Source organism: Dactylosporangium sp. CS-047395, assembly GCF_050942185.1.
Lineage (GTDB): Bacteria > Actinomycetota > Actinomycetes > Mycobacteriales > Micromonosporaceae > Dactylosporangium.
This window is the reverse complement of record NZ_CP192015.1, coordinates 8,384,930-8,411,122: the sequence shown is the minus strand read 5'-3', so window position 1 is coordinate 8,411,122 and position 26,193 is coordinate 8,384,930. Positions and strand designations below refer to the sequence as shown.

Sequence of the window (26,193 nt, the reverse complement as noted above, 5' to 3'; positions counted from 1 at the left end):
GCTGGCTGCGCGACCTCGGCGCCGACGTCGCGCGCTACTCGCAGGCGCTGCTGCTGCACACCCCGGCCGGCCTGACCCGCGATGACGTCGCGGGCGTCCTGCGCGCCGGGCTCGCCCCGCACGCGATCCTGGGCGCCCGCCTGGGGCCGGACTGGCGGCTGAGCGTGCCCGAGGCCCCGTTCGACCCGCCGCTGCGCGTGGCCCCCGGATCGCTGCTCGACGAACGCGAGGCCGCGGCGGACCGGCTCGACCCGGCCGGCGGCGTCATGGTCCAGGCCGTGTGGTTCGACCGCGGCGCCGAGTCCGGCCGTCTCCTGCTCGTCGCGCACCACCTCGTCGTCGACGGCGTCTCGTGGCGCATCATCGCGGAGGACCTCGCGGCGGCGGCCCGCGGCACGTCCCCCGCTCCCGAGGGCACCCCGTTCCGGGTCTGGGCAGAGCAACTGCTGCATCTTGTACCGTCCGTGCGCTGGCAGGACGCGCTCGCCGGACCCGCCGTCCGGCTGGGCGGCGAGCCCCTCGATCCCGCCCGCGACACGGCCGCGACGCTGCGGACCGTCACCGTCACCGTCGAGCCGTCCCTCGCCGGGCCGCTGCTGAGCTCGGTGCCCACGACGTTCCGGGCCGGCGTGCAGGACGTGCTGCTCGCCGGGCTCGTCCTCGCCCTGGCCCGCCGGCTCGGCTCGCAGGCGGAGCCGCTGGTGGCCCTCGAAGGCCACGGTCGCGAGGAGTCCCTGGTACCGGGGGCCGACCTGGTCCGCACCGTCGGCTGGTTCACCAGCGAGTACCCGGTCCGGCTCCCGGCCGCCGCCGGTGGCCCGGCCGCCGTGGTACGCGGCGTCAAGGAACGCCTCCGCGCGATCCCCGACGGCGGGGTGGGCTACGGGCTGCTCGACGCGGCCGGCCGCCCCGAGCCCGAGATCCTCTTCAACTACCTGGGCCGCTTCACCGCCGACCCGGTGGACACGGCCTGGGGGATCGCCGGTGAGCTGCCGGCCGCGCACACGGTCGCGGCGCCCGGCATGCCCGTCCGGCACCGGCTCGCGGTCAACGCGTCCACGATGGACACCGCGGCGGGGCCGGTGCTGCGGGCCGAGTTCTCCTACCCGGCCGCCGCGCTCGACGACGCCGACGCGCGGCGGATCGCCGACGACTGGTTCGCGGCGCTGGTCGCGATCGCGGCCGCCGTCCACGAGCCGGGCGCGGGTGCGCTGACGCCGTCCGACGTGCCCCTCGCCGGGCTCACCGCGGCCGAACTCGACGAGCTGAGCGCGGCCCGGCCCGATCTCGCCGACGTGCTGCCGCTCGCGCCGCTCCAGGAGGGCCTGTACTACCTCGCGGACGACGACCACGACGTGTACACGGTGCAGCAGGTGTACACGCTCACCGGGGACGTCGACGCCGGACGTCTGGAAGCCGCGGCCGCGGCGCTTCTCCAGCGCTACCCGAACCTGCGGGGTGGCTTCGCCCGCACCGCGTCCGGGCGGGCCGTGCAGGTCATCCCGGCCGACGTCACGGTGCCGTTCGTGACGCTCGACCTGACCGAGGCGGCCTTCGCCGAGCTGACCGCGTCCGAGCGGGACCGGCGGTTCGATCCGGCCCGGCCGCCGCTGGTGCGGTTCGTGCTCGCCCGTCTCGGTGACGGGGACTTCCGGCTGCTGCTCACCCAGCATCACCTGCTCATGGACGGCTGGTCCGGGCCGCTGGCCATGCGGGACCTCTTCGCCCTGTACGCGGGGGAGGCCGGGCCCGCTCCGCGCCCGTACAAGGAGTATCTGGCCTGGCTCGCCGCACAGGACCGTGCGGTCGCCGAGGACGCCTGGCGCGCGGCGCTGGCCGGGGTCGAGGAGCCGACGCTGGTCGCGCCCGGTGCCGCCGCCGCCTCGGTGCTGCCCGAGGTCGCCGAGCTGATCGTCGATCCGGAGCCGCTGGTCGCGATGGCCCGCGCGCACGGGCTCACGCTCAACACCCTCGTGCAGGGGGCCTGGGCGCTGGTGCTCGCCGAGCTGACCGGGCGTACCGACGTCGTGTTCGGCGCGACCGTGTCCGGGCGGCCGGCGGGGCTGCCCGGGGTCGAGGACATGGTCGGGCTGTTCATCAACACGGTGCCGGTGCGGGTGCGGGCGCTTCCGAGCGACACGTGGGCCGGGTTCCTCGCGCGGTTGCAGGGCGAGCAGGCGGCGTTGCTCGACCACCAGTACCTCGGGCTGGCCGACCTGCAGCGGCTCGCCGGGGTGGGCGAGCTGTTCGACACGCTGACGGTGTTCGAGAGCTACCCGACCGGCGGTGCGGCCGCGTCCGTGCCCGGGCTGGCGATCGGGGGCGGGATTCCGGTCGACGCCACCCACTATCCACTGAGCCTCGTCGTGGTTCCGGGCTCGCGGCTGCGGCTGCGGCTGGAGCACCGGCCGGACCTCTACACCCGGGCCGCGGCCGAGCGGATCCTGGCCCGCTTCGCCCTGCTGCTGCGGACACCGGCGGACGCTGTCCTGGCTTCGCTGTCCACTGTGGACAGTACGGTTCGTGGTACGGTGGTGGCGGTTCCTGAGGGGACGTTGCTCGACGAGTTCGCCGTTACTGTGGCTCGGATGCCGGACGCGGTCGCGGTGCGGTGTGGCTCGGTTTCGTTGACGTTTGCGGCGTTGGCGGAGCGGGTGGATCGGCTGGCCCGGGTGCTGGTTGCGCGAGGGGCTGGGCCGGAGCGGCCGGTGGCGGTGGTGTTGCCCCGCACGGTCGACGCGGTGGTGGCGTGGTTGGCCGCGTTGCGCTCCGGTGGCGTGTATCTGCCGATCGATGCCGGCTATCCGGCCGAGCGGATCGACTACCTGCTCGGGGACGCGCGCCCGGCGGTGGTGGTCACCCCCGACGTGCTGGGCGAGGACGCGGACGCCGAACTTCCGGCGATCGACCCGCGTAACGGTGCCTATCTCATCTACACGTCCGGTTCGACGGGCCGGCCGAAGGGGGTGGTGGTTGAGCACGCGAGTTTGATGAATCTGTTCCAGCATCACCGGGCCCACGTGATGCCCGGGCAGCGGGTCAAGGCCGCGTTGTCGGCGGCGACGGTGTTCGACACGTCGTGGGAAGGGTTGCTGTTCCTCGTTGCCGGGCATGAGCTGCACCTGCTCGACGACGAGACCCGCCGCGACCCCGACCTGTTCGTCGGCTACGTCCACCGGCACGGGATCGACTTCCTCGACGTCACGCCGTCGCTCGCCGGGCCGCTCATCGCCGCCGGGCTGCTGGACAAGCCGCCGGCGATGGTGGCGCTCGGTGGGGAGGCGGCCGACCCGAAGACGTGGACCGGGCTGCGCGAAGCGACCGACGCCATCAACTTGTACGGGCCGACCGAGTGCACCGTCGACACGCTCATGGCCCGGCTCGAGGACAGTGCGACGCCGTCGGTGGGGCGGCCGATCGGGAACACCCGCGCGTACATCCTCGACTCGTGGCTGCGGCCGGCCGTGCAGGGGGAGTTGTATCTGGCTGGGGCTCAGCTCGGGCGGGGGTATCTTGACCGGCCGGGGCTTACCGCTGCCCGGTTCGTGGCCGATCCGTTCGTGGCCGGGGAGCGGATGTATCGGACCGGGGACGTGGTTCGGCGCAATGCAAGCGGGACGCTCGACTTCATTGGCCGGGCCGACGATCAGGTGAAGATCCGGGGGTTCCGGATCGAACCCGGGGAAGTGGCCGCTGCGCTGCTTGAGCACCCCGATGTCGACCAGGTCGTTGTCGTGGCCGTCGACGGGCGGCTCGTCGCCTACGTCGTCGGGGACGTCGCCGGGCTGCGGGAGTGGGCTGCTGGGAAGCTGCCTGAGCACCTGCGGCCGGCCGCGTACGTCGCGCTGGAGTGCATTCCCGTGACCGTTGCCGGGAAGGTCGACAAGCGCGCGCTGCCCGCGCCTGACTTTGCCGGGATGAGCGGGGACAGCCTGCCCAGGACTCCCGCCGAGGAGATTCTCTGCGGGCTGTTCGCCGAGGTGCTCGGCCTGCCCGAGGTTGGGACCGGGGACGACTTCTTCGCGCTCGGGGGGCATTCGCTGACCGCGACCGCGCTGGCGGCGCGGGTGCGGGCGGTCTTCGGCACGGCGCTGCCGGTCCGGGCGGTGTTCGACTCGCCCACCGTCGCCGCCCTCGCCGCGCGGGACCTCGGATCGGGGAACTTCGCGGGGCAGGGGCCGGAGCTGCGCCGGTACGAGCGGCCCGAGCACCTGCCCGTCTCGCCCGCCCAGCATCGGCTCTGGCTGCATCACGAGCTGAACGGGCCCGGGCCGACGTACAACGTGGCGTTCGCGCTGCGGCTCAGCGGTGCCCTCGACGCCGACGCGCTGCGCCACGCGCTCGTGGACGTGCTCGATCGGCACGAGAGCCTGCGGACCGTCTTCCCCTGCGTTGACGGGCGGCCGGTGCAGCGGGTGCTGCCGGCGGTACAACCGGAATGGCGGACGGAGACGTGCACCGAGGGCGATCTGCCCGACCGGCTCGCCACCGCCGCCCGGCACGGCTTCGACCTCGCCGGTGAGCCGCTCATCCGGCCGCACCTCTTCGCGCTGGGCACGTCCGAGCACGTGCTCCTGCTGCTCCTGCACCACATCGTCACCGACGAGTGGTCGGAGGGGCGGCTCGTGGCCGACCTCGGCACCGCCTACGCGGCGCGGACCCGCGACCGGGCGCCGGACTGGGCGCCGCTGCCGGTGCAGTACGCCGACTACGCCCTCTGGCAGCGCGACCTCCTCGGGGAACCGGGCGATCCGGCCAGCTTGCAGGCGCGGCAGCTGGCGTTCTGGCGCGCGGCCCTCGCCGGCGCGCCGACCGAGCTGACGCTGCCCACCGACCGGCCCCGCCCCGCGCAGCCCTCGCACGCCGGCGGGATCGTCACGTTCGAGGTGCCCGCCGGCACCCACCGGCGGGTGCGGGAGCTGGCCCGGCGTACCGGCGCGACCGCGTTCATGGTGGTGCAGGCCGGCCTGGCCGCGCTGCTGCACCGCCTCGGCGCCGGCGACGACATCCCGCTCGGCAGCCCGGTCGCCGGCCGCGCCGACCAGCGCCTCGACGAGCTCGCCGGGTTCTTCGTCAACACCCTCGTGCTGCGGGCCGACCTGACCGGGGCGCCGACCTTCGCCGAGCTGGTGGCCCGCGTCCGGGCGGCCGACCTGGCCGCGTTCGGCCACGCCGACGTGCCGTTCGACCGGGTCGTGGAGGCGCTCAACCCGGAGCGCTCCCTGGCCCGCAACCCGCTGTTCCAGGTCATGGTCGCGTTCCAGCACGTGCCGGCCGCGCTGCCGGGCCTGCCGGGGCTGGTCACCACGCCGGTGCCGATCGACACCGGCGTCGCCCAGTTCGACCTCGGCGTCGTCGTGACCGAGCAGGACGGGCAGGACGGGCTGACGGGCGTCATCGAGTACAGCGCCGATCTCTTCGACCCCGCCACCGCGACCGCGCTCGCGGACCGGTTCGTGCGCCTGCTCGCCGCGGCCGTCACGGCCCCGCAGCGCCGCGTCGGCGACCTCGACGTGCTCAGCCCGGCCGAGCGGCGGGCCATCACGGGCGACTGGCAGGGCACCCGCGCGGACACGCCGCCGTCGACGCTGCCGGAGCTGTTCGCGGCCCAGGTCGCCCGGCGCCCGGGCGCTCCCGCGATCGAGGACGGGCCGCTCCGGCTGACCTACGCCGAGCTGGACGCGCGCACGGACCGGCTCGCGCGCCGGCTGCGGCGGTTGGGGGCGGGGCCGGAGCGGCTCGTGCTGGTGCTGCTGCCGCGCTCCTCGGACCTGTTCGTCGCCGAGCTGGCGATCGCCAAGGCGGGCGCGGCCTACCTGCCGGTCGATCCGTCCTACCCGGCCGAGCGGGTGGCCCTGCTGGTCGAGGACGCGCGGCCGGTGCTGGCGATCGCGGGCGAGGGCGCCGCGATCGCGGGGGTGCCGGTGGTGCGGCCCGACGAGGGCGACGAGGACGGTTCGCTGGGCGTGCCGCGGCCGGAGAACGCGGCGTACGTCATCTACACCTCCGGCTCGACCGGCCGGCCCAAGGGCGTGGTCGTCCCGCACGCCGGCCTCGCCGACCTCGCGGCCACCTTCGCCGAGCTGTGGAAGGCCGGCCCGGGCGCGCGCATCGCCCAGTTCGCCTCGCCCGCGTTCGACGTGACCGTGGCCGAGCTGGCGATCAGCCTGCTGCGCGGCGGCACGCTCGTCATCGTGCCCGAGGAGTCCCGCCTGGGCGCGCCGTTCGCCGAGTTCGTCCGCGACCACGGGATCACCCACTTCGCGCTGCCCCCGGCCGCCCTCGCCGCGCTGCCCGACGGCGTGCTGCCGCCCGGCGTCACCGTGGTCACCGGGGCCGACCGCTGCCCGCCCGACCTCGTGGCGCGGTGGACGGCCACGCACCGGATGCTCAATGCGTACGGGCCGACGGAGGCGACCGTCAACTCGACGTACTGGGTGTGCGAGCCCGGCGGCCCGGTCCTCATCGGCCGGCCCGACCGGAACAAGCGCGCCCACATCCTCGACGCGGCGCTGCGGCCCGTGCCGCCCGGCGTGCCCGGCGAGCTGTACCTCGCGGGCGCCGGCCTGGCCCGCAGCTACCTGCACCGGCCCGCCCTGACCGCCGAGCGGTTCGTGGCCGACCCGTACGGCCCGCCCGGCACCGTCATGTACCGCACCGGCGACCTGGCCCGCTGGACCCGCGACGGGCAGATCGAGTTCCTCGGCCGCACCGACGACCAGGTGAAGATCCGCGGCTTCCGGATCGAACCGGGCGAGGTCGCGGCGGTCCTCGCCGAGCACCCGGACGTCGCGCGGGCCGTGGTCGTCGCCCGCGACGGCCGCCTGATCGCCTACACCGTCGGCGCCGCCGCGGACCTGCGGGCGTGGGCCGCGGCCCGGCTCCCGGACCACCTCGTCCCGTCGGCGTTCGTGACGCTGGACCGCATTCCGGTCACCGTGGCCGGCAAGGTCGACCGCAACGCGCTGCCGGAGCCGGTCGTCGAGCGGGAGGCGGCCCGCCCGGCCACCGCCGGCCAGGAGCTGTTCGCGTCCTTCTTCGCCGAGCTGCTCGGGATCGACGACGTCGGCGCGGACGAGGGCTTCTTCGCGCTCGGCGGCGACAGCATCGTGGCGCTGCAGCTCGTCGCCCGCGCCCGCGCGGCCGGCCTGGAGCTGACCGCCCGGCAGGTGTTCGAGCACCAGACGGTCGCCGCGCTCGCCGCCGTGGCCGTGCCGACCGCACCGGCCGCGCGGGAGCCCGCCGACGCGGCGTACGGGGCCGTGCCGCTCACCCCGATCACCGCCTGGCTCCGCGACCTGGACGCGCCGATCGACACCTTCGCCCAGACGCTCGTCCTGCGCGTCCCCGCGGCGCTGACCCGCGACCGGCTCGCCGGCCTGCTGCGGGCCGTGCTGGACCGGCACGACGCGCTGCGGGCCCGCTGGACCGGCGACGGCCTCGTGATCCCGCCGCCCGGCGCGGCCCCCGAGCTCCGGCTCGCGGCCGGCTCCCTCGCGGAGGAGCACGCCGCGGCGATCGGGCGGCTCGACCCGCGGGCCGGGCGGATGCTGCAGGCGGTGTGGCACCCGTCCGCGCGCTGGCTGCTCCTCGTCGCCCACCACCTCGTCGTGGACGGCGTGTCGTGGCGGATCATCGCGGGCGACCTCGCCGAGGCCTGGGCCGGGCGGGAGCTCGCGCCGGTCGGCACGTCGCTGCGCTCCTGGGCCCGCGGCCTGCAACAGGTCGACCGCCGCGCCGAGCTGCCCCGGTGGATGTCCACCTTGGACGGCGATGGCCGACCCGGGGCCACGGTCGGCGACCAGCGGGAGCTGACCCTGCGCCTGCCCGCCGACGCGACCCGGCCGCTGCTCACCACCGTGCCCGACGCGTTCCACGCCGGCGTGCAGGACGTGCTGCTGGCCGGGCTCGCGCTCGCCGTACGGCAGTGGCGGCCCGCCGAGCCCGGGGTCCTGCTGCGCCTGGAGGGCCACGGCCGCGAGGAGCAGCTCGTGCCGGGCAGCGACCTGTCCCGCACCGTCGGCTGGTTCACCGTCGACTACCCGGTGCGCCTCGACCCCGGCGGCGACGATCCGGCCACCGCCCTCAAGCGGGTCAAGGAGCAGCTGCGGGCGATCCCGGACGGCGGCGCGGGGTACGGGCTGCTGCGGTACCGGGGCGAGCTGCCCGCCGCGGCCGAGCCCGCGATCCTGTTCAACTACCTCGGTCGCCTGGCCGCCGGGGACGACGCCGACTGGGTCGCCGCGCCCGAGGGGGACACCCTCGGCGACGGGCTCGACCCCGCGTTCCCGGCCGGGCACGCGCTGGAGATCAACGCGGGGACGCTCGACCTGCCGACCGGACCGGAGCTCGACGTGCGGCTCACGTACGTCGCGACGGTCCTCACCGAGCCCGACGTGGCCCGCCTCGGCGAGCTGTGGCTGGCCGCGCTGGACCGGCTGCGGGCCGCGTCCCCGGACGGCGGGTTCTCCCCGTCCGACCTGAGCCTGGTGACCCTGAGCCAGGACGAGATCGACGAGTTCGAAGACGAGTGGAGGCTCTTGTGACCAGCCCGGGCGGACTGCAGGACATCCTGCCGCTGTCGCCGCTGCAGGAGGGTCTGTACTTCCTCTCCTCGTACGCCGACGGCGACCCCGACGTCTACGTCGTCCAGCAGGTGCTCACCCTGGACGGTCCGCTGGACGCGGACCGGCTGCGGGCGGCGGCGCAGGCGGTGCAGGACCGGCACGCCAACCTGCGCGCCGCGTTCCGCCCCCGCAAGGCCGGCCAGCCCGTGCAGCTGATCCCGGCCGCGGTGCCGGTCGCGTGGTCCTTTGTGGACGGTCGTGATCCGGAGGCCGTGGCCGAGGCGGAGCGCCGCAAGCCGTTCGATCTGGCCAGGCCGCCGTTGCTGCGGTGGTGCCTGGTCCGCGAGGCGCCCGAGCGGCACCGGCTCGTGCTGACCGCGCACCACATCCTGCTCGACGGCTGGTCGGCGCCGCTGCTCATCAAGGACCTGCTCATCTTGTACTCCGGGCAGGAGCCCGCGCGGACCCGCCCGTACAAGGAGTACCTGGCGTGGGTGGCGCGCCAGGACCGCGACGCCGCCTCGGCCGCGTGGCGGGGTGCGCTCGACGGGCTGGAGGAGCCGACGCTGCTGCGTCCCGCGGCCGGTCCCGTGGCGGCCGAACCGGCGCTGCTGGAGCTGGTCGTCGACGGGGCCGACGTGATCGCGCGGGCGCGGGAGCTCGGGGTCACCGTGAACACGGTCGTGCAGGGGGCCTGGGCGCTGGTGCTGGCCGAGCTGACCGGGCGCACCGATGTCGTGTTCGGCACCACCGTGTCCGGCCGCCCGGCGGGCTTGCCCGGCGTCGAGGACATGATCGGGCTGTTCATCAACACCGTGCCCGTGCGGGTCCTGCCCCGGCCGGGCGACACGTGGGGGGAGTTCCTCGGGCGGCTGCAGGCGGAGCAGGCCGTGCTGCTCGACCACCAGCACCTGGGTCTCGCGGCGATCCAGCGGCAGGCGGGGCTGGGGCCGCTGTTCGACACGCTGCTGGTGTTCGAGAGCTATCCGCTGGACGAGGAAGGTGTACGAGGGCTGGAGCACGCGGCCGGGGTGCGGCTGGCGGCGGTGACAGGGCGGGACGCGACCCACTATCCGTTCACGGTGACCGTCGTTCCGGGTTCGCGGTTCGTGCTCGGGGCGGAGTTCCGGCCCGACCTCATCTCCCGCTCGGCCGCGACCCGGATGCTGGACCGGCTGGCCGCGCTGATGGGAACGCCGGCGGACGCGGTGCTGGCCTCGCTGTCCACTGTGGACGGCACGGTTCGTGGTACGGTGGTGGCGGTTCCTGAGGGGACGTTGCTCGACGAGTTCGCCGTTACTGTGGCTCGGATGCCGGACGCGGTCGCGGTGCGGTGTGGCTCGGTTTCGTTGACGTTTGCGGCGTTGGCGGAGCGGGTGGATCGGCTGGCCCGGGTGCTGGTTGCGCGAGGGGCTGGGCCGGAGCGGCCGGTGGCGGTGGTGTTGCCCCGCACGGTCGACGCGGTGGTGGCGTGGTTGGCCGCGTTGCGCTCCGGTGGCGTGTATCTGCCGATCGATGCCGGCTATCCGGCCGAGCGGATCGACTACCTGCTCGGGGACGCGCGCCCGGCGGTGGTGGTCACCCCCGACGTGCTGGGCGAGGACGCGGACGCCGAACTTCCGGCGATCGACCCGCGTAACGGTGCCTATCTCATCTACACGTCCGGTTCGACGGGCCGGCCGAAGGGGGTGGTGGTTGAGCACGCGAGTTTGATGAATCTGTTCCAGCATCACCGGGCCCACGTGATGCCCGGGCAGCGGGTCAAGGCCGCGTTGTCGGCGGCGACGGTGTTCGACACGTCGTGGGAAGGGTTGCTGTTCCTCGTTGCCGGGCATGAGCTGCACCTGCTCGACGACGAGACCCGCCGCGACCCCGACCTGTTCGTCGGCTACGTCCACCGGCACGGGATCGACTTCCTCGACGTCACGCCGTCGCTCGCCGGGCCGCTCATCGCCGCCGGGCTGCTGGACAAGCCGCCGGCGATGGTGGCGCTCGGTGGGGAGGCGGCCGACCCGAAGACGTGGACCGGGCTGCGCGAAGCGACCGACGCCATCAACTTGTACGGGCCGACCGAGTGCACCGTCGACACGCTCATGGCCCGGCTCGAGGACAGTGCGACGCCGTCGGTGGGGCGGCCGATCGGGAACACCCGCGCGTACATCCTCGACTCGTGGCTGCGGCCGGCCGTGCAGGGGGAGTTGTATCTGGCTGGGGCTCAGCTCGGGCGGGGGTATCTTGACCGGCCGGGGCTTACCGCTGCCCGGTTCGTGGCCGATCCGTTCGTGGCCGGGGAGCGGATGTATCGGACCGGGGACGTGGTTCGGCGCGATGCAAGCGGGACGCTCGACTTCATTGGTCGGGCCGACGATCAGGTGAAGATCCGCGGGTTCCGGATCGAACCCGGGGAAGTGGCCGCCGCGCTCCTCGAACACCCCGGCGTCGAGCAGGCCGTCGTCGTCGCCCGCGACGGGCGGCTCGTCGCCTACACCGTCGGGGACGCCACCGGCCTGCGCGAGTGGGCCGCCGAGCGGCTGCCCGAGCACCTGGTGCCGGCCGCGTACGTGGGGCTCGCACACATCCCGACCACCGTGGCCGGGAAAGTCGACAAGCGCGCCCTGCCCGCGCCCGACTTCGCCGGACTCAGCAGCGGCACCGCGCCGCGCACCGCGACCGAGGAGCTGCTCTGCGCCCTCGTCGCCGAGGTGCTCGGGCTGCCGGCCGTCGGGGTCGACGACGGGTTCTTCACCCTCGGCGGGGACAGCATCGTCAGCATCCAGCTCGTGGCCCGCGCCCGGGCGGCCGGGCTGCGGATCACGCCGCGGCAGGTGTTCGAGCTGCGGACCGTGGCCGCCATCGCCGCCGTCGCCGAGCCGCTCCAGCCGGTGCGGCGCCAGGTCGCGGCCGGCGGCGGGGTCGGGGACGTGCCGCTCACCCCCGCGCTGCGGTGGCTGCTCGGGGCCGGGCCGTCGCGGCGGTACAGCCAGTCGATGGTCCTGCGCCTGCCCGCCGGGCTCACCGACCCCCAGCTCGGGAACGTCATCCAAGGGCTGCTCGACCGGCACGACGTGCTGCGGGCCCGGCTCACCCCGGCCGGGCTGCACATCCCGGCCCCCGGCACGGTTCGCGCCACGGACCTCGTCCGGACCGGCCCGATCGACGCCGAGGCCGCCGCCGACCGGCTCGACCCGGCGGCCGGGATCATGCTGCAGGCCGTACGCGACGGGGATCGGCTCCTGCTCGTCATCCACCACAGCGTCGTCGACGGCGTCTCCTGGCGCATCCTGCTGGCCGACCTCGCCGACTCCGCCGACCCGGCCCAGCCTGACCCGCGGCCGGGAACCAGCTTCCGGGAGTGGGCCGCCGGACTGGCGAGCGCCGATGCCGCGGAGCAGCGCGAGTACTGGCAGAGCGTCGTCGGCGTCGAGGACGAGGCGCCGCTCGGGGACCGGGCCGTCGATCCCGGCCGGGACACCGTCGCGACCGCGCGCACCGTGACCGTGGACGCCGACGCCGGCCTGCTCAGCGGGGCGGGCCGGGCGACCGCGCAGGACCGGCTGCTCGCCGCGCTCGCGCTCGCCCTGACCCGGCGCGGCGGGCGGGACAGCGTGCTCGTCGAGCTCGAGGGGCACGGGCGGGAGGAGCAGCTCGTCCCGGGCAGCGACGTGTCCCGCACCGTCGGGTGGTTCACGACCGAGTACCCGGTGCGGCTCACGCCCGGGACCGGCGGCCCCGCGGCCGCGCTCAGGGCGGTGCGGGAACAGCTGCGCGCCGTGCCCGACAACGGGGCGCGGTTCGGGCTGCTGGACCTCGACGGGCCCCGGCCGCAGGTGACGTTCAACTATTTGGGGAGACTGGGCGGTACCGACGCGGAAAACCGCGACTGGGAACCCATCGGCGGCCTCGGTGGTGCGGCCGACCCGGCGATGCCGCTGGCCCGGACCCTCGACATCAACGCGTCCGTGGTCGGCGGCCGGCTCACCGCAACGCTCAGCTATCCCGCCGGGGTCATCGGCGAGGAGGCGGTGCGGGTCATCGCGGCCGACTGGTTCGCGGCGCTGGCCGAACTGTCCACCGTGGACGCCGGGCTCATCCCGTCCGACCTGCTGCAGCCGGGCCTGACCCAGGCCGAGGTCGAGGCGCTGGAGCGGCGGCCAGGCGGGCTGGCCGACGTGTGGCCGCCCACGCCGCTGCAGGAGGGGCTCGTCTTCCTGGCCGCGCTGGCCGGGGACGTCGACCCGTACGTGGTGCAGCAGGTCCTCGACCTCGAAGGGCCGCTCGACGCGCGGCGCCTGCGCGCGGCCGGGCAGGCGCTGCTCGACCGGCACGCCACCCTGCGCGTCGCGTTCCCGGCCGGGGCCGGCGGCGTGCTGCGGCAGGTCGTGGCCGCGCGGGCCGAGCTGCCGTGGTCCGAGGTGGACCTGTACGGCGAGGCCGACCCTGAAACGGCGTTCGAACGGCTCGCCGCGGCCGATCGGGGTCGGACCTTCGACCTGGCGCAGGCGCCGCTGCTGCGGCTCACCCTCGTGCGGCTGCCCGGCAGGCACCGGCTCGTGCTCACCAACCACCACGTGCTGCTCGACGGGTGGTCCACGCCGCTGGCCGTGCGGGACCTGTTCGACCTGTACGCCGGGCGGGAGCTGCCGCGTCCGCGCCCGTACGAGGAGTACCTGCGCTGGCTGCGGCGCACCGACCGGGCCGCCGCCGAGCAGGCGTGGGGCCGGGCGCTGGCCGGGATCGAGGAGCCGACGCTCGTCGCGCCCGCCGCCGGCCCCGCCGACGCCCGCCCGGGCCAGCTCGAACGGGAGCTGCCGGCCGAGGTGACCGCGCGGCTCACCACCCTCGCGCGGGAGCGGCAGGTCACCCTGAACACCGTCGTGCAGGCGGCCTGGGCGGTGCTGCTCGTCCAGCTCACCGGCCGCACCGACGTCGTCTTCGGCACCACCGTGTCCGGCCGCCCGGCCCAGGTGCCCGGCGTCGAGGACATGATCGGCTTCTTCATCAACACGCTGCCGGTCCGCGTGCCGCTCGACCCCGCCGAGTCCTGGACCGCGCTGCTCGACCGCGTCCAGGCCGGCCAGGCCGCGCTCCTGGAGCACCAGCACCTCCCGCTCGCCGACATCCAGCGGCTCGGCGGCGTCGGCGAGCTGTTCGACACGCTCACGATCTTCGAGAGCTACCCGCTCGACGGGGACGCGCTGCGGGCCGCGACCGGGGCCGGCGGGCTGCGGATGACCGGCGTGACCGGCGACGACGCCCCGCACTACCCGCTCACCCTCGCCGTCGCGCCCGGGGAGCGGCTCCGGCTCGGCCTTGCCTACCGCGGCGACCTGTTCTCCGAGCGGATCGCCGAGGACCTCATCGACCGGTACGGCACGATCCTCGCCACCCTCGCCGCCCGCCCCTCCGCCCCGGTCGGCCGCGCCCTCGCCGAGTTCGGCGAGCCGGGCCCGGCGGGGCTCCCGCGACCGGTCCCCGCCACGACGCTGCCCGACCTGTTCCGGGCCGCGGTCGCCGCGCACCCGGACGCGATCGCGCTGCGGTTCGAGGGCACGGAGCTGACGTACGCCGAGCTCGACGCGCGCGTGGACCGGCTCGCCGCCCGCCTGCACGAGCTGGGTGTGCGGCCGGAGAGCGTCGTGGCCGTCGCGCTGCCCCGGTCGGTGGAGCTCGTCGTCGCGCTGCATGCCGTGCAGCGCGCCGGCGCCGCGTACCTGCCGCTCGACCCCACCCACCCGCGCGAGCGCAACGCGATGCTGCTGGCGGATGCGGGGGCGGTGGCGGTACTGACGACGGAAACCGTGGCCGAGGACCCCTCGGGACCGTGGGAGGCGCCGCGGGTCCTGCCCGGCACGGCGGCCTACGTCATCTACACCTCCGGCTCGACCGGCCGCCCCAAGGGCGTGACCGTCACGCACCGCGCGATCGTCAACCGTCTCCTGTGGATGCAGGCGGAGTACCCGTTGACGCGGGGCGAGCGCGTCCTGCAGAAGACCCCGGCCGGCTTCGACGTGTCGGTGTGGGAGTTCTTCTGGCCGCTCGTCACCGGCGCGACCCTCGTCGTCGCGCGGCCCGACGGCCACCGCGACCCGGCCTATCTCGCCGGCCTGATCCGGCGCGAGGGCGTTTCGACCGTCCATTTCGTACCGTCCATGCTCCGGGCCTTCCTCGCCGAGCCCACCGCCGCCGGCGTGCCGCTGCGGCGGGTCATCGCCAGCGGCGAGGCCCTGCCGGCCGAGGTGGCGGCGCGGTTCGCCGAGGTGCTGCCGGGCGTCGAGCTGCACAACCTGTACGGCCCGACGGAGGCCGCGGTCGACGTCACGTCCCACGCGGTCGCGGATGCGGCGGCCCCGGTCCCGATCGGCCTTCCGGTCTGGAACACCCGCACGTACCTCCTCGACCCGTGGCTGCGCCCCGCGGCGCAGGGCGAGCTCTACCTCGCGGGCGTCCAGCTGGCCCGCGGCTACCTGGGCCGGGCCGGACTGACCGCGACCAGGTTCGTGGCCGACCCGTTCGTTCCGGGCGAGCGCATGTACCGCACCGGCGACCTGGCCCGCCTCGACCCCGACGGCCGGATCGTCTACCTCGGCCGCACCGACGACCAGGTGAAGATCCGCGGCCAGCGCGTCGAACCGGGCGAGATCGCCGCCGTGCTCGCGTCCCATCCGCAGGTCGCGGAGGCGGTCGTGGTGGCCCGCGAAGGCCGCCTGATCGCCTACGTGGTCGGCTCGGTGGACCGGTCCTGGGTGGCCGAGCGCCTGCCGGAGCACATGGTCCCGGCCGCGTTCGTCGCGCTGCCCGCGCTGCCGGTGACCGGCAACGGCAAACTGGACCGCAACGCGCTGCCCGCACCGGACTTCGCCGCCCGGGCCGGCGACGACGAGCCCCGCACGGAGACCGAGGCGGTGCTGGCCCGCCTGGTGGCCGAGGTCCTGGGCCTGCCGCGCGCCGGCGTCCGGGACGGGTTCTTCGCCCTGGGCGGCGACAGCATCCTGGCCCTGCAGCTGACCGCGCGGGCGCGGGAGGCGGGCTGGCGCATCACGGCCCGGGACGTCTTCGCCCGCCCGACGGTGGAGGGTCTGGCGGCGGTGGCGGTGCCGCTCGTGGCGGAGCAGCGCGACCGGTCGGCGGGCTGGGGCTTCGTCCCGGCCACCCCCATCATGCTGGCCCCGGGCGCGGACGACCCCCGCTTGTCCCAGTCGATGCGCTTGCGCGCCCCGGCCGGCCTGACCACGGCGGACCTGACCCGGCGCGTCCAGGTGCTGCTGGACCGCCACGACGTGCTGCGGGCGACCTGGACCGGCGCCGGCCTGGAGATCCCCCCACCCGGCGCGGTGGATGCCTCGGCACTGGTCGGCACGGCCGACCTCGACCCGGCGGCGGGAAGGATGCTGCGGGCGGTGCTTGCGGGTGACGAGGTCCTGCTGGAGATCCACCACCTCGCGGTCGACGCGGTCTCCTGGCCGATCCTCATAGCCGACCTGGCGGGCGAGTCCACTGTGGAGCCGGAGACGTCGTTCCGGGAGTGGGTGCTGGCGCTCGGGAAGCTCGACCGGGCGCGGGAACTGCCGTATTGGCGGTCCATTGTGGATGGTGCGGCGGAGGGCTTCGCGTTGGACGGGGGGCGGGACACACTGGGGACGCTCGACCAGGTGACGGCCCGCGTTCCCGTGGTGGCCCTGCCGCAGTACCGCGTGAACCAACAGGACGTGCTGCTGGCCGCCCTCGCCCTGGTGCGCCGCGACATCCTGGTCGAGCTGGAGGGCCACGGCCGCGAAGAGGCCCTCCTGCCCGGCGCCGACCTGTCGCGCACGGTGGGCTGGTTCACGACCACGCACCCTGTCCGCCTCACGACCAGCGGCGACGACCCCGAAACCGCCTTGAAGGCCGTCAAGGAACAGCTCCGCGCCGCACCCGACGGGGGCATCGGCTACGGCCTGCTGCGCGACCGGCTCCCGGACGTCACCGCGCCGATCCTGTTCAACTACCTCGGCCACCAGACCGGCGACGCGGAGAACCGGCCCGCCGACGTTCGGCCGTGGACGCCGATCGACGGGCTGCGCGGCGATGCCGGGGACCACCTGCCGGTCCGGCACGCCTACTCCGTCGAGGCGTCCATCGTGGACGGCGAACTCCGCCTGTCGATCGCCTACCCGCGCCACGCCGTTCGGGATGCCGGTGAACTCCTGACCGCGTGGACCGACGCCATCGACCTCATCGGGACGCTGGTCGACCACCAGGGTGCCCGCACCCCGTCCGACGTGCTCGCGGCCGTCGACCAGACCGAGCTCGACGAGCTGAGCGAGCGGTTCCCCGGCCTCGTCGACGTGCTGCCGCTGACGCCGTTGCAGGAAGGGCTGTTCTACCTGCATCAGCTCGACGACACCGGGTACGCGGTGCAGCAGAGTCTCGAACTCGAAGGGCCCCTCGACGCCGACCGGCTCCGGGCGGCTGCGGACACGTTGCTCGAGCGGCATCCCAACCTTCGGGCCGCGTTCACCACCACCGCCAACGGGCGTCCTGTTCAGGTGGTTCCCGCCAAGGTTGAGGTTCCGTGGCGGTACGACGACCAGGGCAGTGCCGACGACGAGCGGGCGCGGGCCTTTGACCTGGCCAGGGCGCCGCTGATGCGGATGCTGCTGCAGCGGCACGATGACGATCGGCACACGCTCGTGATCACCCAGCATCATCTGCTCGTCGACGGGTGGTCCGGGCCGCTGATCGCGCGGGAGCTGTTCGCCGCGTACGCGGGGGCCCTGCCGGCGCCTGCCCGGCCGTATCGGGATTTCCTCGCCTGGCTCGAAGCCGCCGACAACGAGGCCGCTGAGGAGGCCTGGCGGGCGGCTCTCGCCGGGGTGGGGGAGCCGACACTCGTCGCGCCGGGGGCTACCGGGCGGGCCGGGAGCCTGCCTGGGGAGATCAGTGCCGAGCTGCCCGCCGCCGCGGCCGCGTTCGCCAAGGCGAACGGGATCACGCTCAACACGCTCGTCCAGGGGCTGTGGGCGGTCGTGCTCGGGCGGCTCACCGGGCGGGACGACGTCGTCTTCGGGGCCACCGTCGCCGGGCGGCCGCCCGAGCTCGCCGGGTCGGCCGACATGATCGGGCTGTTCATCAACACGGTTCCGGTCCGGGCCGGCCTGCGGGCAAGCGAGAGCTGGGCGGAGTTCCTGCACCGGCTGCAGCGCGGCCAGGCCGAGCTGCTCGCCCACCAGCACCTCGGGCTCGCCGCCATCCAGCGCCTGGCCGGCGGCGGAGAGCTGTTCGACACCCTCGTGGTGTTCGAGAGCTACCCGGTCGACGCGGAACGGCTCGACGACAGCCAGCGCGCCGCGGGGCTCAAACTCGCCGACGTCACCGCGCGGGACGCCACCCACTATCCGCTGACGCTCGTCGCCGCCGACGATGACGGGTTGCACCTGACGCTGGAGTACCGGGCCGACGTGTTCGACGCGGCCACCGCGCGGCTGCTGCTCGATCGGCTCGTCGCGCTCGCCGGGGACCTGGCCGCCGATCCCGGGCGGGCCGTGGACCGGGCGGATGCGCTGACCGGAGCCGAGCGGCACCGGATCCTCGTGGACTGGAACGCCGGCGCGGTCGACGTCACACCGGCCACCCTGCCCGGGCTGGTCGCCGGGTGGGCCGCCCGGACGCCGGACAACACCGCGCTGGTGGTGGGGGAGCGGCGGTGGAGCTACGCGCGGCTGGCCGCCGAGGCCGACGCGCTCGCCGGGGTGCTCGCCGCGACCGGGGCCGGCCCCGGCCGGCTCGTCGCGCTCGTGCTGCCCCGCGGGGAACACATCGTGCCGGCGATCCTCGGGGCGATGGGCTCCGGCGCCGCCTACCTGCCGATCGACCCCGAATACCCGCCCGCCCGCATCGCCGCCATGCTCGACGACGCGAAACCGGTCGTCACGCTCGCCGTGCGGTCCACAGTGGACCTGCTGCCGCCCGGCACGGCAACGCTGGTGCTCGACGAACCCTGGCCCACCGCCACGGCGGCACCGGCAGCGATCACGCCCGATCACCCGGCCTACGTCATCTACACGTCCGGCTCGACCGGGCGACCCAAGGGCGTGCTCGTCCCGCACCGTACGGTCGTCAACCTGCACGCCAGCCACCGGCACCGCATCCTCGGGCCGGCCGCCGAACGCCTCGGACGCCCGCTGCGCGTCGCGCACAACTGGTCGTTCGCGTTCGACGCGTCGTGGCAGCCGCTGCTCGCCCTGCTCGGCGGGGACGAGCTGCACCTGGTCACCGACGAGCCCCGCCGCGACCCGCGGCTGCTCGCGGCGCTGCTGCGGGACAACGGCATCGACGTCATCGAGGTGGCCCCCTCGCACCTGGAGCAGCTGCTCGCGGCCGGGTTCGACGCGGCCGGGCTGGCGGTGCTCGGGGTCGGCGGGGAGGCGGTGCCCGACCCGCTGTGGGCGGCCATGGCCGCGCTGCCCGACACCGAGTCGTACAACTTCTACGGCCCCACCGAGTGCACCGTCGACGCGGTCGTGCAGCGGGTCAAGGAGGTGCCGCGGGCGCTCATCGGGCGGCCGGTCGCCAACCTGACGCTGTACGTGCTCGACCGGCGCCTGCGGCCCGTCCCGCCCGGGGTGGCCGGGGAGCTCTACATCGGCGGCGCGCAGCTGGCCCTGGGCTATCTGCGCCGGGCCGGACTCACCGCCGAGCGGTTCGTCGCCGATCCGTTCACGAACCGACCCGGAGCTCGCATGTACCGCACCGGCGACGTCGCCCGCTGGACCGCCGACGGCCGCATCGACTACCTGGGCCGGGCCGACGACCAGGTGAAGATCCGCGGGCACCGGGTCGAGCCCGGTGAGGTCGCGGTCGCGCTCGCCGAGCACCCGGACGTCGCCCAGTGCGTCGTCGTGGCCGCGGGCGGGCGCCTGATCGCGTACGTCGTCGCCGCGACCGCCGAACCGCGGGAGGTCAAGGCGTGGGCCGGGCAGCGGCTGCCGGCCTACCTGGTGCCGGCCGCGGTCGTGCGGGTCGACGCGATCCCGCTGACCGTGAACGGCAAGCTCGACCGGGCCGCGCTGCCCGAGCCGGAGCACACCGCCACCGGGCGGCCGCCGCACGGGGAGGCCGAGGAGCGGCTCGCGGCGCTGTTCGCCGCCGCGCTCGGCGTCGACGAGGTCGGGGCCGAGGAGAGCTTCTTCGACCTCGGCGGGGACAGCATCGCGGCGATGCGGCTCACCAGCGCGGCCCGCGCGGCCGGGGTCGAGCTGCGGCTGCGGGACCTGCTCGAGCTGCGTACCGTCGCCGCCCTGGCGGTGCGCGCATGAGCCCCACGGTGCTGTTGCGGTGGTGCCTGCGCCACGCGGGGCGGGGAGTCGGCGCGTCGTGGGTGGGCGGCCTCGCGTACCAGGGCGGCCTGATCCTGCTCCCGTGGTGCCTCGGCCGCGCGCTCGACGACGGCATCACCGCCGGCGACCGGCCCGCGCTGTTCTGGTGGGCGGCGGCGACCCTGGCCGTGTCCGTCGCGCTGACCGGGGCCGAGTTCGCGATGCGGTGGTGGGCGGCGCTGGCCGGGGTCCGGGCCGGCAACGCGCTGCTGCTGCGGCTGGCCGACCGCATCCTCGGCTGGGACACCGCGACCGCGGGCCGGTTCTCCACCGGCGATCTGGTCACCCGCGGCACCCGGGACGTCGAGACGCTCATCGTGTGGATCGCCACCGTGCCGTCGCTGGTGAGCGGGGTGCTCGGCTTCGTCGCCGTCATCGCGGTGGTCGCCACGCTCGGGCCGGCCCTCGCCGCCATCGGGCTGGCCACCGTCCCGCTGCTGATCATCGTCAATCTCTGGTACCCGCGGCGGTACGAGCGGGCCAACAGCGCCCTGTCCGCGGCCCACAGCGCCCGGGCCGACGCCGTCGAGGACCTGCTCTCGGCCAGCACGGCGGTCCGCGGGCTGGGCGGCGAGACCGAACTGGTCCGCCGGCACCGGGGCGCCAGCGACGACGTCCGCGAGCGCACCCTCGCGCTGGCCCGGGTCGCGGCCTCCTGGGCGGCGCACGCCCCGTTCGTGCCCTGGCTGGCCACCGCGGTCGGGGTCGGCGTCGGCGGCCTGCTCGTGCTCGACGGCGCGTTCACCGTCGGCGGGCTGGTCTCGTTCGCGAGCTGGATGACGCTGCTCGGCCGCCAGGTCATGATGCTGACGTTCCGGTTCAACCAGCTCGGCGACGCCTGGACGGCGGCCGGGCGGATCGGCGCCGTCCTCGACGCGGGACCGGCGCGACCGAAGGGCACCGCGGCCCCGCGGGACGGCGAGCTCAACGCCGAGAACCTCAGCGTCGAGCGGGCCGGCCGCGAACCGATCGAGCTGCCCGACCTGTCCGTGCCGGAGGCGGCCTTCGTGGCCGTGGTCGGCGGGGTCGGCACCGGCAAGACCACCCTCCTCCGCCTGCTCGCCGGCCTCGAGGAGCCCAGCGCCGGCAGGGTCACCTACGGCGGGACCGACCTGCGGGAGCTGGACCCCGACCGCCTGCGCGAGGCGGTCACCATCGTCGGCCAGCGCCCGCTGCTGCTGTCCGGCACGATCGCCGACAACCTGCGCCTCGGCCGCGCCGCGCTGAGCGACGACGACCTGCGAGCGGCGTGCCGTACCGCGGCGATCGACGGTTTTGTCGCCGACCTCCCCGACGGGCTGGCGACGGAGGTGGGGGAGCGCGGCAACACGGTCTCCGGCGGCCAGCTCCAGCGCCTCGCCCTCGCCCGCGGCCTGCTGCGCGGCGCGCGGGTGCTGCTGCTGGACGACGTCACCTCGGCCGTCGACGCCGCCACCGAACAGCGCATCCTGCGCGGCCTGCGGGAGCTCGGCGTCACGATCGTCTTCGCCACCTCCCGCCCCGCGGTCGCCGAGGCCGCCGACCGGGTAATCGACCTGGGCGAGGGCCTCAACACCGGGACCGGGCAGCGCGAGGAGCTGGTGGGCCGTGGCTGACGTACGCATGCTCGCCGAGGAGCCGGACCTGCGCCACGTCGTGCGCCGGGCCTGGCCGCACCTGCGCGCGCACCGCGGCGCGGTCGCGGCCGGGGTCGTGGTCAACCTGCTCTCCACGCTCGCCCTGACCCTGATCCCGGTGCTCATCGGCCGGGCCGTCGACCGGCTGCTCGACCACGACCGGCACGGGCTGCTCGTCACCGCCGGGACCGTGCTCGGCCTGGTCGTCGCCCGCACGATCCTGCTGCGCTGGTCCGAGGTGCTGCTGACCCGGGCCGGCGAGCGGGTCGTGCAGGGGCTGCGCGACCTGGTGGTGGCCCGGCTGGGCGAGACCCCGCTGCGGTTCCTGGAGGCGCACCGGGGCGGCGACCTGCTGCGCCGGGCCACGGTGGAGATCGCCGAGCTGGCCACGTTCGTGCGCAGCCAGCTGCCGGACCTGATCTCGCTCGGCGGGTACCTCGTGTTCACCGCGATCGTCCTGATCAGCTCGTCCTGGGAGCTGTCCGGGGTGCTGCTGCTCGTGTTCGGCCCGCCGATGTGGTGGATCACCCGCCGGTTCCGCCGGGCCGCCGAGGACGCCTACCCGGCCGAGGCCGCGGCCCAGGCCACCCTGTCGGCGACGTTCACCGAGAGCCTGCAGGCCCGCGAGCAGCTGCGGATCGATGGGGCCACCGGCACCTGGCTGGCCCGGATGCGCGCGGACGCCGGCGGGTACCTCAGCACCGCCCGCGCGGCCCAGCGCGCCGCGACCTGGATCGACGTCACCTGGGTGATCCAGGGCCTGACCAGCGCCGCCCTGCTCGTGGTGGGCGGGCTGCTGGCCGGCGCGGACGTGGTGACGGTCGGCGTGGTCGTCACGTTCGTGCTGGCCAGCCGCGACCTGTTCAGCTCCGTCGACGACTTCACGCTGGTCGCCGGGGAGATGCTGGAGTCCCGCGTCGGTCTGGCCCGCCTCCTCGACCTGCTGGACGCGGCCGAGCCGCCCGCGCGCACCGAAGCGCGCGACCGCACCGGGCCCGCGCCTCGAGAACAAGGACTGGTGGCGGAGGGGGTCTCGTACGCGTACCGCGACGGGGAACCGGTGCTGCACGACATCTCGGTGGCCTTCGCGCCCGGCGAACACGCGGGGCTCGTCGGCGAGACCGGCTCGGGGAAGACGACCCTCGCGAAGCTGCTGTGCGGGCTGTACCGGCCGGACGGCGGCAGCGTCCGCCACGACGGGGCCGACCTGGCCGCGCTCGACCCGGCCGAGCTGCGCCGCCGCCTGGTGCTCATCCCGCAGCAGGTGCACGTCATCTCGGGCACCCTGGCCGACAACCTGGCGCTCACCCCGGGACGGCCGGGCCGCGCCGAGTTCGCCGCGGCCGCCGACCGGCTCGGGCTGACCGGCTGGGTCGAGGGACTGCCGGGCGGCTTCGACGCCCCGCTGGGCCGGCGCGGCGAGCGGTTCTCGGCCGGTGAGCGGCAGCTGGTCGGCCTGGTCCGGGCCGCGATGATCGACCCCGACGTGCTCATCCTCGACGAGGCCACCGCCGACCTCGACCCGCGCACCGCCCACCGCATCGAGGCCGCCCTGGCCACGCTGCGCCGCGACCGCACGGTCCTCGTCATCGCCCACCGCACCAGCACCATCGAGCGCCTGCCCCGCATCGTCCGCCTCCACGCGGGCCGGGTCGCGGACCCGGCGCCGGCCGACCGCGTCTCCGCCGACGTGGCCTGTGTCGCCCGAGCGGAGGAACCATGCCCCTGATCGACGTCAATGGCACGCGGCTCAACGTGCAACAGACCGGAGCAGGTCCGCTGGTACTGATGCTGGCCGGAACCGGCGCGCGCGGCCGGACGTGGCACCTCTACCAGGTGCCGGCCCTCGTCGCCGCCGGCTACACGGTCGTCACCTTCGACGCCCGCGGCATCCCGCCGTCGGACACGCCTGACCTGGTCACCTTCGCCGACCTGGTGGCGGACACGATCGCCCTCATCGAGCACCTCGACGGGGGACCGGTCCGGCTGGTCGGATCGTCGATGGGCGCCCGGGTCGCCGCCGAGGTGTGCCTGCGCCGCCCGGACCTGGTCGACCGGGCCGTGCTCATGGCCACCTTCGGCCGCCAGGGCGCCTTCCTGGCCGCGATGAGCGAGGCCGAGCGCGCGGTCGCCGGCACGGATATTGCCCCGCTCTACCGGGCCGTGGTCCGCGCCGCCTTCAACCTCTCCCCGCGCACCCTCGCCGACGACCGCCTCGCCCAGGACTGGCTCGACGTCTTCGCCGCGCCCCTGGCCGGCAACGGCGAGGAGAGCCGGACCGAGCTGGGCGCCGAGGACGACCGGCTCGACGACTACGGCCGCATCCGCACGCCCTGCCTGGTCGTGGGGTTCGCCGACGACCTGGTCGCGCCCGCGCCGCTCGGCCGCGAGGTGGCCAAGGCCATCCCCGGCGCCCGGTACGCCGAGATCCCCGACGCCGGCCACTACGGATACCTCGAACAGCCCGAACGGCTCAACGCCGAGCTGCTGCAGTTCATCACCGCCAAGGAGACCAGCGCATGACCATCGCCCGCGACGTCGAGCTCGTCTGGCACGACCTCACCCCGAGACTCCTCGAGGTGCGGCGCGTGCACCGGCTCAGCCCCGGCATGGTCCGCGTGACCTTCGGCGGCGAGCAGCTCGACGGCTTCTGCTACGCCGCCCCCGACGACCACGTCAAGGTGTTCTTCCCCGAGCCCGGGGCCGAGCTGCCGGTGATGCCGACGCTGGGCGAGGACGGCCTGGAGCCGCCGCCGCCCGGGCAGCCGCTGCCGATCTTCCGCGACTACACCGTCCGGTTCCTGCGCCCCGAGCAGCGCGAGCTCGACATCGACTTCGCGCTGCACGGCCACGGGCCCGGCGGTTCGTGGGCGGCCCAGGCGGCACCGGGGCAGCGGCTGGGGATCCTCGGGCCGCGCGGGTCGAACCTCGTGCCCTTCACCTTCGACTGGTACCTGCTCGGGGCCGACGAGACCGCGCTGCCGGCCCTGGCCGCGTGGCTGGAGCGGCTCCCCGCGGGCGCGAAGGTGATCGCCCGGATCGAGGTGGCGAACGACGCCGAGGAGCAGCCGCTGCCCACCCGGGCCGACGCCGACGTGCGCTGGCTGCACCGGGAGCGCGGCGAGTCGCTGCGGGAGGAGCTGACCGCGCTCGCACTGCCGGCGGGCGACGGCTACGTCTGGGTGGCCGGCGAGGCGGGCGGCCTGAAGCCGATCCGCCGGCACATCCGGGCGACTGGGCTCAATAGAAAATGGACAGAAATCGATGGGTATTGGAAGCGTGGAGTGGTGAACCTCGATCACCACGAAGGGGAAGACGGTGACTAGTCCACTACCCAGCCTCGCTCCGCACGCCCTGCTGCTGTTCCTGCTGCAGGTCTCGGTCCTGCTGCTCGTCGCGCTCGCGCTGGGCCGGCTCGCGGTCCGGGTCAAGCTGCCCGCCCTCGTCGGCGAGCTGCTCACCGGCGTGATTCTCGGCCCCTCGCTGCTGGGCGCGTGGTCGCCCGGCTTCCTGCGCTGGCTGTTCCCGGCCGACGCCAACCAGCTGCACCTCGTCGACGCGGTCGGGCAGGTCGGCGTGCTGCTGCTCGTCGGCGTCACCGGCGCCCAGCTCGACGCCGGGATGATCCGCCGGCGCGGCCTGACCGGGCTGCGGGTGAGCCTCTCCGGGCTGCTGCTGCCGCTCGCCCTCGGCATCGCCGCCGGCTTCCTGGTGCCGGCGGCGCTGCTGACCGGCCGTACCGACAGATGGGTCTTCGCCCTGTTCCTCGGGGTGGCGATGTGTGTCACCGCGATCCCGGTGATCGCCAAGACGCTCGCCGACATGGGCCTGCTGCACCGCGACATCGGGCAGCTGACCCTGGCCGCCGGCTCGTTCGACGACGCGATCGGCTGGTTCCTGCTGTCGGTGGTCGCGGCCGCCGCCACCACCGGCGTGCACGCGGGCTCCGTCGTCCTGTCCATCGTGTACCTCCTGGGCTTCCTCGCCGCCGCCCTGCTCGTGGGCCGCCCGCTGGTCCGCTGGGTGATGCGGCTCGCCGCCCGCTCGGCCGAGGGCGGGGTGCGGGTCACCGTCGCGGTGATCCTGGTCCTGCTCGGCGCGGCCGCCACCCAGGCGATGGGCATGGAGGCGCTGTTCGGGGCGTTCGTGGCCGGCATCCTCATCGGCCGGACCCGCGAGCGGCCCGGGGAGCTCGACGCCCGGCCCGCCCGGCCGCTGTGGACCGACCTGGCGCCGCTGCGCACGGTGGTGCTGTCGGTGCTGGCCCCGATCTTCCTGGCCACCGCCGGGCTGCGGATGGACCTCACCGCGCTGGCCGACCCCAGGGTGCTGGTGGCCGGGGTGGCGCTGCTGCTGATCGCGATCGTCGGCAAGTTCGTCGGCGCCTACGTCGGCGCGCGGGCCAGCCGGCTGTCGCACTGGGAGGGCATCGCCCTCGGCGCCGGGATGAACTCGCGGGGCGTGGTCGAGGTCGTCGTGGCCACCACCGGCCTGCGGCTGGGGGTGCTGTCGACCGCGACCTACACCGTGGTCGTCCTCATCGCGGTCGTCACCTCGGTGATGGGCCCGCCGATCCTGCGCCGGGCGATGACCCGCGTGCAGCTGTCCGAGCAGGAACGCGACCGGGAGCAGGCCCTCTCGGGAGCTCCGGCTTAG

General features: G+C 75.1%; 7 protein-coding genes (1 of these 7 running past the window's edge). All 7 read left to right on the top strand.

All coding sequences use genetic code 11. The features are described 5' to 3' along the window. Tightly spaced (each overlapping or abutting the next), the 7 genes in view from ACQP00_RS39380 to ACQP00_RS39350 form a layout consistent with a single transcriptional unit that may run on beyond the window. Positions 1-8,546 carry the 3' portion of an amino acid adenylation domain-containing protein gene (locus ACQP00_RS39380; protein ID WP_433206346.1) on the top strand. 5,947 nt of this gene lie to the left of the window's left edge, so 8,546 of the gene's 14,493 nt are visible here — the last part of the coding sequence; its start codon lies off the left edge, out of view; it ends in the stop codon at positions 8,544-8,546. Beyond that, on the top strand, positions 8,543-19,861 hold the full coding sequence (locus ACQP00_RS39375) for an amino acid adenylation domain-containing protein (RefSeq protein ID WP_433206343.1): 11,319 nt from the start codon (positions 8,543-8,545) through the stop codon (positions 19,859-19,861). Before ACQP00_RS39380 ends, ACQP00_RS39375 begins: the two co-directional genes overlap by 4 nt. Next, positions 19,858-21,516, top strand: coding sequence for an ABC transporter ATP-binding protein (locus ACQP00_RS39370; protein WP_433206340.1), 1,659 nt, complete (start codon positions 19,858-19,860; stop codon positions 21,514-21,516). Before ACQP00_RS39375 ends, ACQP00_RS39370 begins: the two co-directional genes overlap by 4 nt. Further along, complete coding sequence (locus ACQP00_RS39365; protein ID WP_433206337.1) at positions 21,509-23,266, top strand: ABC transporter ATP-binding protein; 1,758 nt, start codon at positions 21,509-21,511, stop codon at positions 23,264-23,266. The genes ACQP00_RS39370 and ACQP00_RS39365 overlap by 8 nt, the downstream gene beginning before the upstream one ends. Further along, a complete protein-coding gene (locus ACQP00_RS39360) occupies positions 23,257-24,060 on the top strand; it encodes an alpha/beta fold hydrolase (RefSeq protein ID WP_433206334.1) in 804 nt (267 codons plus the stop codon). Before ACQP00_RS39365 ends, ACQP00_RS39360 begins: the two co-directional genes overlap by 10 nt. Beyond that, positions 24,057-24,863 carry a siderophore-interacting protein gene (locus ACQP00_RS39355; RefSeq protein ID WP_433206331.1) on the top strand — a complete coding sequence of 269 codons (807 nt, stop codon included), beginning with the start codon at positions 24,057-24,059 and terminating at the stop codon, positions 24,861-24,863. The genes ACQP00_RS39360 and ACQP00_RS39355 overlap by 4 nt, the downstream gene beginning before the upstream one ends. Further along, on the top strand, positions 24,856-26,193 hold the full coding sequence (locus ACQP00_RS39350; RefSeq protein ID WP_433206328.1) for a cation:proton antiporter: 1,338 nt from the start codon (positions 24,856-24,858) through the stop codon (positions 26,191-26,193). The genes ACQP00_RS39355 and ACQP00_RS39350 overlap by 8 nt, the downstream gene beginning before the upstream one ends.